Annotated in this window: 13 protein-coding genes; 9 read left to right on the top strand and 4 right to left on the bottom strand. The window is 50.4% G+C overall.

Annotation, left to right across the window (positions count from 1 at the left end):
• Window positions 1-107 precede the first annotated feature (107 nt).
• Window positions 108-590 carry a hypothetical protein gene (locus tag BLP55_RS12165; RefSeq protein ID WP_091144518.1) on the bottom strand — a complete coding sequence of 161 codons (483 nt, stop codon included), beginning with the start codon at window positions 588-590 and terminating at the stop codon, window positions 108-110.
• A 188-nt stretch (window positions 591-778) separates the two neighbouring features.
• Here BLP55_RS12165 and BLP55_RS12160 point away from each other — a divergent pair, with 188 nt between their 5' ends.
• From BLP55_RS12160 to hemL, 4 genes are all read left to right on the top strand, one after another.
• Window positions 779-2,668 (top strand): T9SS sorting signal type C domain-containing protein, encoded by a 1,890-nt coding sequence (locus BLP55_RS12160; protein ID WP_091144515.1) that lies wholly within the window; start codon window positions 779-781, stop codon window positions 2,666-2,668.
• A 67-nt stretch (window positions 2,669-2,735) separates the two neighbouring features.
• A complete protein-coding gene (locus tag BLP55_RS12155) occupies window positions 2,736-3,626 on the top strand; it encodes a 1-aminocyclopropane-1-carboxylate deaminase/D-cysteine desulfhydrase (protein WP_091144511.1) in 891 nt (296 codons plus the stop codon).
• Window positions 3,623-4,612: a glucosaminidase domain-containing protein gene (locus BLP55_RS12150; RefSeq protein WP_091144508.1), complete on the top strand. Its 990-nt coding sequence runs from the start codon at window positions 3,623-3,625 to the stop codon at window positions 4,610-4,612. The genes BLP55_RS12155 and BLP55_RS12150 overlap by 4 nt, the downstream gene beginning before the upstream one ends.
• A 1-nt stretch (window position 4,613) precedes the next feature.
• Entirely contained in the window at window positions 4,614-5,900 is a 1,287-nt protein-coding gene (hemL, locus tag BLP55_RS12145; protein ID WP_091144505.1) for a glutamate-1-semialdehyde 2,1-aminomutase, read from the top strand.
• 44 nt (window positions 5,901-5,944) lie between these two features.
• On the opposite strand, the gene BLP55_RS12140 is transcribed toward hemL, so the two are convergent.
• Together BLP55_RS12140 and BLP55_RS12135 are read right to left on the bottom strand one after the other, a co-directional pair.
• The gene (locus BLP55_RS12140) at window positions 5,945-6,268 is read right to left on the bottom strand and encodes a hypothetical protein (protein WP_139149664.1); all 324 of its coding nucleotides are present in this window, start codon (window positions 6,266-6,268) and stop codon (window positions 5,945-5,947) included.
• A gap of 72 nt (window positions 6,269-6,340) precedes the next feature.
• Window positions 6,341-6,790 carry a hypothetical protein gene (locus tag BLP55_RS12135; RefSeq protein WP_091144500.1) on the bottom strand — a complete coding sequence of 150 codons (450 nt, stop codon included), beginning with the start codon at window positions 6,788-6,790 and terminating at the stop codon, window positions 6,341-6,343.
• A gap of 119 nt (window positions 6,791-6,909) precedes the next feature.
• Here BLP55_RS12135 and BLP55_RS12130 point away from each other — a divergent pair, with 119 nt between their 5' ends.
• From BLP55_RS12130 to BLP55_RS12115, 4 genes are all read left to right on the top strand, one after another.
• Window positions 6,910-7,281: a hypothetical protein gene (locus tag BLP55_RS12130; RefSeq protein ID WP_091144496.1), complete on the top strand. Its 372-nt coding sequence runs from the start codon at window positions 6,910-6,912 to the stop codon at window positions 7,279-7,281.
• Window positions 7,282-7,349: 68 nt separating this feature from the next.
• The gene (locus BLP55_RS12125) at window positions 7,350-8,162 is read left to right on the top strand and encodes an MbnP family protein (protein WP_091144492.1); all 813 of its coding nucleotides are present in this window, start codon (window positions 7,350-7,352) and stop codon (window positions 8,160-8,162) included.
• A gap of 143 nt (window positions 8,163-8,305) precedes the next feature.
• Window positions 8,306-9,352, top strand: coding sequence for a cytochrome-c peroxidase (locus tag BLP55_RS12120; protein ID WP_091144488.1), 1,047 nt, complete (start codon window positions 8,306-8,308; stop codon window positions 9,350-9,352).
• Window positions 9,353-9,354: 2 nt separating this feature from the next.
• Complete coding sequence (locus BLP55_RS12115) at window positions 9,355-10,335, top strand: transporter family protein (protein ID WP_091144485.1); 981 nt, start codon at window positions 9,355-9,357, stop codon at window positions 10,333-10,335.
• 49 nt (window positions 10,336-10,384) lie between these two features.
• Here the strand turns inward: BLP55_RS12115 and lysS are convergent, their stop codons facing one another.
• Entirely contained in the window at window positions 10,385-12,097 is a 1,713-nt protein-coding gene (lysS, locus tag BLP55_RS12110) for a lysine--tRNA ligase (RefSeq protein WP_091144481.1), read from the bottom strand.
• A 100-nt stretch (window positions 12,098-12,197) separates the two neighbouring features.
• Between lysS and BLP55_RS12105 the strand changes: the two genes are divergently transcribed.
• Entirely contained in the window at window positions 12,198-12,953 is a 756-nt protein-coding gene (locus BLP55_RS12105; RefSeq protein ID WP_139149663.1) for a hypothetical protein, read from the top strand.
• The last annotated feature ends 46 nt before the right edge of the window (window positions 12,954-12,999 follow it).

Here is a 12,999-nt window from a genome sequence, read left to right as displayed (position 1 = left end):
TGTTGTTGACGATGGTTTGTCCGTTGGCCAAAAGACGAACACGTTCGACACCCGCCGTAGCCAATCCGAGCGTGTTTGCTGCATTGCTGAACAGACCCGTATCGGGATCAGGTTGGAACGAATAGGCGGGTAAAGCCGCCGTCCCGCGCGAAATAGGATTGCAATTGTCCGTTGTTGGTATTGGAGATGTTCCATCGGTCGGTGCCCGCGGTCTTGATGCGCAAATCGACGGCGTTGGTCGTGCCCAAAAAGTGTGTGCCTGGCGTGGTGCCCGCATTACCGGTGATTGACCAGTCGTTGCTGGCGCCAGTTGCCAATCGAATCCAGGCGGTGCCGCTCCAATAGTAGAATCCGGGCGTTACATCGCCTGCTGTGGCAGTATTGTATACCAATTCCGAAGCGGTTGGGGTAAGCACCGTAGCGGTGGTGGTGTTGGCCAATGCCACGCGCGGAATCAAAAGTCCGTCGTTGGCGGCCGAAATGTCTAGTGCGGCATTGGGTGCCGTGGTGCCGACGCCCACTTGCGCCGACGCCGAATGGGTCGCAAAAAGGAAGGCTGCGACCAACAATCCAGGGTAAAAATGCTTCATATTTGTTTGATTAGGTGGTATTGAAAATAAACATAATAAATTGTAATTAGATTCCTACCAGAATATCGATGAGCAACCGTTAAAATGGACAAACGACACATTTTGTGAATTTTATCGAATAATTGCGTGTGCTGCATCGGCTGCATATATTTTTTTGCTACTTTTACCGAACTCAAATGCGATTGATTATGGAACGTTTATACTTTGCATGTTTTGGTCTGCTGATGGTAACTACCATAGCAAAGGCACAGGTTTATGTAAGTCCTGACAGCTATATTTTCGTGAATGATAGAATGGTTTTCGTAAACCAGGATATCAATTTGGACAAGGTTGGAGCTGTAGAAGGGAACATTTATTTAAGGGACGAAGCCATGCTGTTGCAAGGTGCGTCGACAGTGGTTTCTACGAATAGAGGAGCCGGAACATTGTCAGTTTTTCAAGAAGGAACCGTGAATAATTTCGCTTACAACTACTGGTGTTCGCCAGTAGGAAATGCCTCGGCTGCAACAGGAAATGAAAATTTTAAGGTTTCAATGCTTCACAGGCCGACGACCACAACGGCGTCGACTCCTGCAGTCATGTTGGGTGCCGGTGTTTTTGACGGCGTTGCGAATCCTTTGCGTATTGCCGATCGATGGGCGTTCAAGTTCGTATCATCGAGTACCTATGCACAATGGGTGCCAGTTCCAGGAGGTGCTGCCTTGCCCAACATCGAGCCAGGGATCGGTTATACTTTGAAAGGATCTGGAACTGCCGTGAACGATCTTACTTTTTCGGATAACGGACAAGCCAACAACCCAGGAAGCAGACAACGTTACGATTTCAGAGGCAAGCCAAATGACGGGAATATTACCGTTTTCGTAGGCGCGGGCTTGCGTACTTTAACAGGTAATCCGTATCCATCGGCCATCGATTTGAGGGCGTTTTTGATGGCGGCAACCAACACGACACAGGTGGCTTATTTTTGGGAGCAAGATCCTACGACGAATTCGCATTTGATCGCTTCGTACCGCGGCGGCTATGGTTCTTATTCGCCTTTGGCGGCGGGCGGTGTTACCGATCCGACTTATGGTTACATGGGGGTTTACAATCCGCCGACATTTTATGCCTATGATGGTGCTGGAACACAACTCGGAGCCACTGGGACAGGGACGCCATTTGAGCGTCGTTTTTGTCCGATCGGACAAGGTTTTATGATCGAGGGCGCTGCAGGCGGAAACGTCACGATGAGCAACAACTACCGTGTTTATATCAAAGAAGGTACTTTTTCAGACTTTAACCGTCCGGCGGATGTAAATGAAGGCACGAGCGAGCATACGTCAAGTACGGGATTCTTGCCGCCAATCCAGTCGGTTGCAGGTTGGGATTATACCACCGTAAGCACGGCACCGGCACCGCAAATCAAATTCCAGACTTTGCTCAACAACACAGGGGTTAAGGAAACTACCCTCGTGATGATCGACGGGGCTTCGGATGGCGCGGAATCTGGAATGGATGCCAAGTCGCCCGACCAAACCGACATCGACATGTATTTTGTGCTCGACAACGCACAGTATGTGATCTCGGTTATCGATTTTGACGTCAACAAAAAAGTTCCGGTTGGTTTTAAGGCCAATGTGCCAGCATCGTTCCGTATCAAGGCCACCGAAATGATCAATTTTTCGGAAGCAGAAAACGTTTATTTGCACGACAAATTGACCGACATGTACTACGACATCAAGAATTCAGACTACGAATTCACGCTGCCTGCGGGCACCAACGACACCCAGTATGAGATTACGTTCGTGGACGGTCTTTTGGGTACCTCGGATGAGCTCGCTGCCGATGCGTTCGCGATCTTGCAAAACAACGACCGTCAAATGCTTACGGTATCGAATCCGGGCAGCATCGACATCAAGTCGGTGACTTTGTTCGACATCACCGGGAAGCAGATTTTCACCAAGACCAAATTGGGCGCCAAAACGAGTTACGAATTCCCGACATCGGGGTTGGCCGAATCGATTTATGTGGTGAAAGTCGTTACTACCGACAACAAGCAATTTGCCAAGAAAATCAGCGTGTTTGAAAAAGGCAAATAACAATAAGGCATTAAAAAGAAAGCAGTCGAAAGGCTGCTTTTTTTGTTTGTAGGCGGTATTTTTGCGTATGGAAAGTTTCAACCAGCCGATACTTTTAAAAGCCGATGTTTCGCTTGCCATCAAACGCGAAGACTTGTTGCATCCGATGGTTTCGGGAAACAAGTTCAGGAAACTCAAATACAACCTGCTTGAGGCCAAACGGCAAGGTTTGCACACGATACTTACTTTTGGCGGCGCCTACTCGAACCACATCGCCGCCGTGGCCGCCGCCGGCAAACTATACGGATTCGAAACCATTGGCGTGATACGCGGCGGGGAACTCGAGGGTCAAATCGGTCAAAATCCTACTTTGCAATTGGCAGTAGAAAACGGTATGCGGCTGGTGTTTGTGTCCCGCGAACAGTACCGTCGTAAGACCGATGCGGGTTTTATTGGTCAAATGCGCGCGAGATTCGGCCCGTTTTACCTCGTGCCAGAAGGCGGCACCAATGATCTAGCGGTGCAGGGATGCGAAGAAATATTAACAACGGCCGACGACGACTACGATTTCATCTGCTGCCCCGTCGGCACTGGCGGGACGATGGCTGGACTGGTCCGGTCGGCAAAGCCGTGTCAACAAGTTTTGGGGTTTGCGGCGCTCAAAGGCGATTTTCTCCAAGCCGAAATACTTAAATTTGTAAACACGCCGAATTGGGAGCTGAATACCGACTACCATTTTGGCGGTTATGCGAAGATCGATGCGTCGCTGGTGGCGTTCATCAACGCGTTCAAGCAGCGCCACGGCATTTTACTCGACCCGGTGTATACGGGAAAGATGTTGTTTGGCGTTATGGAACTGATCGACAAAGGCTATTTTCCCGCCGGGTCAAAGATACTGGCAATCCACACTGGTGGTCTGCAAGGCATCGAAGGGATGAACGCCAAATTAAAAGAAAAGAAATTACCCATAATACAATGATTAAAAAGTTAATGCTTTTGCTGACCGCCTTGTTGGTGGTGGCGTGTAACTCCAGCCAGCCGGTTGTAAGGACCAAGAAGCCGGTCAACCGCAAGCCCAATACATCGGTTTCCAGCCGATCGAACGCCAAGAAACCTTATAAAAAGCCAGCCCCCGAGAACCGTAGGGTCACGCCCAACAAGCCTGTCGCATCAAGAACCGGGCAAAATGGCGATTTGCAGAAAATAGGCGAGAAATACGAGGCGGCCAAAGAGAAGTCTTCGGGGAACTCGACCGTGTATTCCAAAGAGGAGATCCTTGAAGCTACTACGCGTGTCAAAGTAACCACGGCCATGGTTTACGACTACATCGACACCTACAAAGGCATCGCGCAAAACAACATGACGCAGTACGGCATTCCGGCCAGTATCACGCTCGGGCAAGGTATTTTGGAGTCGGGTTCGGGCACCGGGCCACTCAGCGTTTTGGCCAACAACCACTTCGGGATCAAATGCCATAAGGAATGGACAGGCCCAAGCGTACGTTACGACGACGACGAAGAACAGGAGTGTTTTAGACAATACGAACATCCGAGCGAATCCTACCGCGACCATTCGCAGTTCCTGACCACGCGTACGCGCTATGCGGGATTGTTTTTGCTAGACAAAGACGACTACAAGGCATGGGCCAAAGGGCTCAAGGCGGCGGGATATGCGACCGATCCGAAATACCCAGATAAACTCATCGGCATCATCGAGCGCTACCAGCTGGCCAAATACGACGCCGAAGTGCTCGGGACAGAATACGTTTCGACAGGCAAAGAGCCGTCGATTCTCGAAGCCGGACGCGACAATGCCGTGGCCGACTCCGATTTGTATCAGGTGATCCAGGGCGATACCCTGTATTCGATCTCTAAAAAGTTCAACATCTCGGTCGATGATTTGCGCCGCAAGAACAACATCATCGACAACGCAATCTCAATCGGCCAAAGCCTCAAAGTAAAATAATATGTTATACCAAAGAAGCAGCCAGCTTTTTGCCGAAGCCGAGCAGGTCATTCCGGGCGGCGTCAACTCTCCGGTACGTGCGTTCAAGGCGGTGGGCGGAACACCGTTGTTCGCCAAAAGCGCCAAAGGAGCGTACCTGTACGACGAAGACGGCAACAGACTCATCGACTACATCAATTCATGGGGCCCGATGATACTCGGACATGCGTTCGAACCCGTAGTCGAAGCCGTGATTGCGCGGGCCAAATCGGGTACTTCTTTCGGGATGCCCACCGAACTCGAGACGCGTATCGCCAAACTGGCGGTTTCTATGGTGCCCGACATCGACAAGATAAGATTCGTGAACTCGGGTACCGAGGCTTGTATGAGCGCGATCCGATTGGCCCGCGGGTTTACCGGACGCGACAAGATCGTCAAATTTGCAGGGTGCTACCACGGCCATTCCGATGCGTTTTTGATCCAGGCAGGGAGCGGCGCCGTGACCTTCGGTACACCCAACAGTCCAGGGGTAACGCAGGGTACGGCCAAGGATACGTTGCTGGCGCACTACAACGATCTGTCGCAGGTGTCCGATTTGATCGACCACAACAAAAACGAAATCGCCGCCATCATCATCGAGCCGGTGGCGGGCAATATGGGGTGTGTGCCGCCGCAAAAAGGATTCCTCCAAGGCTTGCGCAAACTGTGTAACGACAACGGCATCCTGCTCATTTTCGACGAGGTCATGACTGGTTTTAGGTTGGCCAAGGGCGGCGCGCAGGAATTGTTTGGTGTTCGTGCCGATATTGTCGCGTTCGGAAAAGTAATCGGTGGCGGATTGCCCGTGGGCGCGTTTGCCGCACGCAACGAAATCATGAATTATCTGGCGCCGGTAGGGCCGGTCTACCAGGCGGGCACGCTGTCGGGTAATCCGCTGGCCATGGCGGCCGGATTGGCGATGCTCGAAGCGCTCGACAACGACCCTTCTATTTACCAACGCCTCGAGGAAAAAACGGCTTATCTGGAGCGCGGTATTCGCGAAGTGCTTTCGGCATATGATTTTCCGTTTACAATCAACCGCGTGGGTTCGATGATCTCGGTGCATTTCGATGCCGAGCCCGTGGTCGATTTTAAAAGCGCCGCCAAAGGCGATAACGACCGTTTTCGTCAGTTCTTTCACGGGTTGCTGCAACAGGGCGTATACATCGCGCCATCGGCCTATGAAACCTGGTTCATCACCGATGCGCTTACCTACGACGACCTAGACTTTACAATAAAGGCCATCGACAAAGTGGCCAAAACACTATAAAAAAAAGCCCGCAAACGCGGGCTTTACTTTTTTTGATATTCCGATCAATGAGACAATTGCTTGAGCAACGCCGGGTTGTCGGTCAATACTTTTCTTTGTTCTTTTGATACGCCAGACAAAATCTTGTGCTCAATCATATCCGAAACCTTTTGCTTATCGGCCGGAGATTTCGCAGCGGCAAGCATTTCGTGTTTCGACACCATCAAGGTATACATGTCTTGCTTGAGGGTTTGGTCGATTGTCACTTTTTCAATCAACGCGGCCACATCCTTTTGCGCGGCATCGTTAAAGTTTGATTTTTTATCCTGCGCTTGGGCCGAAACCGAGAAAGCAAGCACCAAGGTTACTACAGCAATTAACTTTTTCATGGTATGTTTTTTTAAAAAATTAGCAACCAAATCTAAATTATTTTTGTCAATCTGCAAAACAAAAAAGCGGTGTTATTCCGATTTTTGTATCGATTCGGCTTTGCGCTGCATTTTTTCCTGTCTTTTGGCTTTTTCGGCTGCCTTCATTTTTTCCCATTGCGCAAGCTGGTCATTTCTAAGGATTTTCTTGATTTTATCGTCTTGCGCGTCGCGGAAAGCTTCCATTTCGGCGCGACGCTCTTTGCGTTGTTCAGGCGTCAATTTAACGCCATTCTCTTTGTTGGCTTTGTGTTCCTCTCGCAATGCTTTGCCTTTCTCGGTGCGCTCGTTCAAGATTTCTGCCAAGGCTTTTTGTTGTTTGTCGTCGAGGTTCAGTTCGGCGGTCATTTTCTTATGTTGGAACTGCTCGCGATTTTCGCGTTGCTCTGCCGTAAGCGGCTGTTGGCGTACCAATGGTTTTCCTTCCTGCGCCACGGCGGTCATGCCTACCATCAACAAAGCGCCCAAAACTAATTTTTTCATGTTTTTATTTTTTAAGATTGGCCCGTAAGACTTTTTTGATTTTTGAAAGTTTAAAGCTAAAAAAATTTTAATACTAATTTGTGTTTCAAACTTATTTTTTTAATGCCTAATTTTGCCCCGTGAAACATTTGCTGCTGTTGTTGTGTTTGTCTGTGCTGCTCAAACCGCTTTTCCCGGTGGTCGAGTATGCAGCCAATTACCAATACATTGCCAATGAATTGTGCGAAAACCAAGACAAAGTAGAAATGGGTTGTAACGGTAAATGTTACCTCATGAAACAAATGGCCAAGGAAGCCGAATCCGAGAAGCCGCTTTCGTCAAACAAAAAACACGCGCCCGAAACCACCGATCTTTACTTTGTCGGTTTAAACGAATCGGCAAATTTACAAACAATTTCCATCCAGTCTTCTTCCGAAAGCCCATACCGCAACCGTTTGTTTTCAGACGCGCCCATCGGGGCTTTTTTCCACCCGCCCACGGCACTTTCTTAAATCCACGCATTTTTTTTCGCCCCGACGCGTGTCGCGTGGCGATGTATGTCCACATTTAAGAAAAAACCATGAAAACTACATTCAAAACCTTTTTTGCCGTATTGGCAACCACTTTTTTATTGGCGTCTTGTAACGACGACGATGCCGCACAAATGTTCAACAACCCAACAGGAACCGGTGATTTACAGGTTAAATTCGACAATGCCTATGCAGGCAACGACCTGATCCTTGGCGCGCCCAATACCGTCAATTCACAGGGCGAGACGCTCAAAGTCAACCAGATCAAGTACATCGTCAGCAACATCGTGCTTTTTGACGAAAACGGCGGCACGTTCACGTATCCCAAATCGGAAAGCTATTTCATTGTTAACGAAGCCAACCCCGCCAGCACCTTTATCGATTTGACCAGCATTCCCGCGGGGAATTACACCAAAATCAAGTTCGGAATCGGCGTAGACCAAGCCCAATGGGAAGCAGGTGCCGACGGGCAAGGCGATTTCCTGGCCCATGCCGATGCCCAGGACATGATGTGGAGCTGGAGCGCAGGCTATAAATTTATCCTGTTCGAAGGCCAATTCACTTCGGCCACCGTTTCGTCCGATACGGCCTACATGGTGCACACGGGCAAGACGGGTACGGCCTACAACTACACCGAAGTCACGCTCGATTTGCCGACCAAGGCTTTCGTGCGTACCGAGATTACCCCTTCGGTCCACATCGTGACCGACTTGTCGAAAATCATCGACGGCACCAACAAAATAGCGCTGTCCGACCACAACATGGGCGGGATGGGCGCGATGATCATGGGCGGCGAGGCCGTCGCGCAAATCTCGGCCAACGTGCCCGGGCTGTTTACGGTAGACCACGTCCACAACGATTGATTTTTTAAGGAGCACAACACCCGTTTCCAGTACAAATTTGGTCCCGCTGTACGCTGCAATCTGCGGTTGCGAACCCCGCAACCACAGGATTTCCGCTGCCATCGGGGCTAGATTACAGGGCTTGTGCGCCTAAGACGTTTCCTATGAAAAATACACTCATTTTAGCTATTGCGTTGGCGTTTGCGGGCTGTTCAAGCTCCGATTCCGCAAACCAAGACCAGTATATCGACGTGCCGCTCGCGTTCGAAACACCATCGAATTTTCCACCATTGGTGTACGACATAGCGTCGAATCGGCCCACGCAAAAAGGTTTTGAACTGGGCAAGAAGTTGTTTTACGACGGCAGGTTGTCGTCCGACGGCACAGTTTCCTGCGGTTTTTGCCACGAGCAATCGTCGGCGTTTACGCACCACGGACACACGCTGAGCCAGGGCGTAGATGGGCAGTTGGGCACCCGCAACACGCCATCTATCCAGAACCTCGCGTTCCAGACCCAATTCATGTACGATGGCGCGGCCGACCATATGGACCTGCAACCCATCATCCCGCTTATGAATCCGGTCGAGATGAATGCGAACATGGCTGCGATTTTGCAATTGCTGCGGTCAGACGCCACTTATGTCCAATTGTTTGGGCAGGCCTTTCCGGGCAAACCCATCGATTCCGAGCACATGCTCAAGGCGATGTCGCAGTTCATGCTCATGATCACCTCGTCCAATTCGCGTTTCGACAAATACCGTCTCAATGAAGCCGGTGGCACACTTTCGGCCGACGAATTACAAGGCTATGCCGTGTTCAACCAAAAATGTGCGTCCTGTCATTCGAGCGACTTGTTCACCGACGATTCGTTCCGCAACAACGGACTGGCCGTCAATCCGCTCGTAAATGACGTTGGGCGCTACCGCGTCACCGAACTCGAATCCGACCGGTACAAATTCAAGGTGCCCAGCCTGCGCAATGTCGAGAAAACCGCGCCGTACATGCACGATGGCCGTTTCGGGACACTCGAGGCGGTGTTGAGCCATTATACTAACGGCGTACAACCATCGGCCACGCTCGATCCGCTGTTACAACAAAACGCACAACCAGGAATTGTGCTTTCGGCCACCGAAAAGACGCAATTGATTGCTTTCTTAAAAACACTAACCGACCAGCAATACCTCAATGATCCGCGTTTTGCGGAATTTTAGACATGAAAAAACACCTATTGATTTTGATGGCGCTTTGCGCCCAAGCCGCCGTAGCGATTACCGTTAAGGACTCGCTTAGGCCATTTCCTTATTCAGGTCACGAACCTGCGCGATACCTCTCGAAATACCATGCCCTGCTCGACGATTGCGACGCGTGCGGTTGTTCGTCCAACGGCGGTAGCATGGGGTTCAGTTCGATGTTCAACAACGAATTTGTCGGGCTGCGCTATTTTTACCAGCGTTATTCGAGCAAAGACGGTATTTTCAACAATTCGCCTTGGGTAGACGAAAACTTCAACACCGTGCAGGCTTGGGCACGCATCCCGATCGTCAGGCGCTTGCAGGTGTCGGCCTTGGTGCCCTATCATTTTCACGTACGCGAGCGTGCCACGGGCGACCAACGCATCGAAGGCTTGGGCGACATCACCGTCCTGGCCATGTTTACGGCCTATGAAACCATGCGCGACAGCACCGTTCTTACACACAAATTGCAAGCGGGCGGCGGACTCAAGATGCCTACGGGCAAGTACAATATGGCCAACAATGTGGGTAGCGTCAATCCCGGATTCCAAGTCGGGACGGGAAGTTGGGATTATTTGCTCGCGACCGAGTATGTGCTCAAAAAGGGGCGTCTCGGACTCAATACGATGGCCACCTATACCATCAAAACCCAAAACGAAAAGCTGTACCGCTTTGGCAACCAATTCAACTACGGTGCGACGCTGTTTTATTTGATCGAGCAAAAGGTCAAATGGGTGCCGCAATTGGGGATTGCGGGCGAGGTTTTTGCGTCGAATTTTCAGTACGACCAAATCGTTCCGGATTCCTCGAGTGACATTGTGTTCGGAAAAGTAGGTTTAGAAGTAGGCCGCAACGATTTTTCGCTGGGACTCAATGCCATGTTGCCGATCAACCAGCATTTGAACGGCGGTAAGGTCGAAAGCAACTACCGGTTAAGCGTAAATTTAAACTACAGTTTGTAAACAAAAAAGCGGAACCGTCGGGCTCCGCTTTTTTTATCGTTTCTGGTATTTATCCGATGTAATGTACGGTTTTGATGTCGCCGTCTACCGATACTTTGACGAGTCCGTGTTTGGACAGGTTTTTCATCGCCGCGTCCCATTTTTTGCCGCTCAGTGCAGCCGAAACCTTAAGCATGCCAAGGTCCATTTGCTGGTCGTTGTCCGACTGGAGCATGCCGATGATGACTTTTTCGTCGTCGGTGAGCTCTACGCTGGTCTGTTTTTTCTCGGGGCGCATCTGCGGGAAGAACAACACTTCCTGGATAGATGCGTTGTTGGTAAGAAACATGATCAAACGGTCCATCCCGATACCGAGCCCCGACGTAGGCGGCATGCCGTATTCAAGCGCGCGCAAAAAATCTTCGTCGATGAATTGTGTGGCCTCGTCGTCGCCTTTTTCGGCCAGTTTGAGCTGGTGTTCGAAACGTTCGCGCTGATCGATGGGGTCATTGAGTTCAGAATAGGCGTTGGCGATTTCCTTGCCGCACACCATGAGTTCAAAACGTTCGGTAAGCTCTGGATTGTCGCGGTGCGATTTACACAAAGGCGACATTTCCTTCGGATAATCGGTGATGAACGTAGGTTGGATGAAGTTGCCCTCGCATTTGGCCCCGAAAATCTCGTCGATCAATTTTCCTTTGCCCATGGTGGCGTCCACTTCGATGCCCATGCTTTTGGCCGCATCAAAAAGCTCTTCTTCGGTCTTGCCCGAAATATCGAAGCCGGTGTATTGTTTGATCGCATCGGTCATCGTGACACGTGCGTAAGGGGCTTTGAAATCTACTTCGTGCTGGCCGAAGGTGGCTTTGGTCGTGCCGTTTACCGCTGTCGCACAATGTTCTAGCAGTTGCTCGGTGAATTTCATCATCCAATGGTAGTCCTTGTAGGCCACGTAGATTTCCATGGCCGTAAACTCGGGGTTGTGTGTGCGGTCCATACCTTCGTTGCGGAAATTTTTCGAGAATTCATACACGCCGTCGAATCCGCCTACAATCAATCTTTTGAGGTACAATTCGTTGGCGATACGCATATATAGCGGCACATCGAGCGCATTGTGGTGCGTGACGAACGGACGTGCGGCCGCGCCACCCGGAATCGGTTGTAAAACAGGTGTCTCGACTTCGAGGTAGCCTTTGTCGTTAAAAAAACTGCGCATGGCGTTGAACAACTTGGTACGCTTGATAAACGTATCCTTGACGTGGTCGTTGACGGTGAGATCGACGTAGCGACGGCGGTAGCGTTGCTCGGCATCGGCAAAAGCGTCGTGCACGTTTCCATCGGCGTCGGTCTTGACCACCGGCAGTGGCTTGAGTGCTTTGGAGAGCACCGTCAGTTCGTGTACGTGGATCGAGGTTTCGCCTACTTTGGTTTTGAAAACGGTGCCGCGAACACCCACGAAATCGCCAATGTCGAGCAGTTTTTTGAACACCACTTTGTACATGGTCTTGGCTTCGTCTTTCGAAATGTCGTCGCGCGTCACGTAAATCTGGATACGTCCTTCGGCGTCCTTGAGTTCGGCGAAAGAAGCATTGCCCATGTCGCGGAACGACATCAAACGGCCCGCGAGCACGACTTCCTTGCCGTCGTATTGCTCAAAATTTTTGAGGATATCGGTCGAATAGGCGTTGGTCGTGAATTCTTTTGCCGGATACGGCTCGATGCCCAGATTGCGCAATTCGGTTAGCGATTTTCTGCGGAGAAGCTCCTGTTCGGATAAGGCCATGGTGTTGAATTTGAAAGCCGCAAAGATACTCAAAGTTTCAAAAATCACAACGTCAAATTTGACGGGAATTGGTATCTTTGGGTTTGTAAACAGATTTCTTATGCGAAACAAAATTGCGGTTATCCTACCCTTGCTGGCGGTGTTTTTCACAGGCTGCCAGATCACCGAGAACATTTACCTGCAGGAAGACGGCAGCGGTAAAATCGTTTATGACATCGACGCCTCGGGGCTTATGGCGCTCGCGGGCGACAAACTGGGAGAATCGGGACGCGACAATATCGATTCGACAATGACCTTCAAGCAATTGTTTGAAGAGAAAAAGGACAGCATCGCCCAAATGTCGGCCGAACAACAGGCGCAATTGAAAAAGTTCGAAGACGTGTCGATGCGCATGCAAATCAATGCCGCACAAAAGCAATTCAACCTGTCGATGTTAAAGGACTTCAAAAAAACTTCTGAATTGCAGGACATGATGGACGCGATGAAAGTGCTGCAATCGCTCGATAAAAAAACGGCGATGGCCGACGCGGACAACCCGCTGGCGTCGATGATGGATTCGGGCGGCAATACCGAACTTTCATATGCCTACGACGGCAAGGTGTTCAAACGCACGCTTAAGGTTATCGATCCGAAGTTGCAGGAAATGGCCAAGGACACGACGGGTATGTTGCAAATGATGTTCGGAGGATCGAATTATACGATCAAATACCATTTTCCGCGCAGGGTCAAATCGGTGTCGAACCCCGATGCGCTGTACAGCGAAGACCGCAAGACGGTGACCATCCCGTATTCGCTTGTCGACTATTTGGAGCAGCCCGATAAGATGAGTTTCGAGGTGGTGCTCGATAAGAAATAATTGGGAATTTTTAACGACAATCCTTTGTAACTTTGCGGTTCACGAT

Source organism: Flavobacterium caeni, from assembly GCF_900101895.1.
Lineage (GTDB): Bacteria > Bacteroidota > Bacteroidia > Flavobacteriales > Flavobacteriaceae > Flavobacterium > Flavobacterium caeni.
This window is presented reverse-complemented; position numbering and strand designations above follow the sequence as displayed.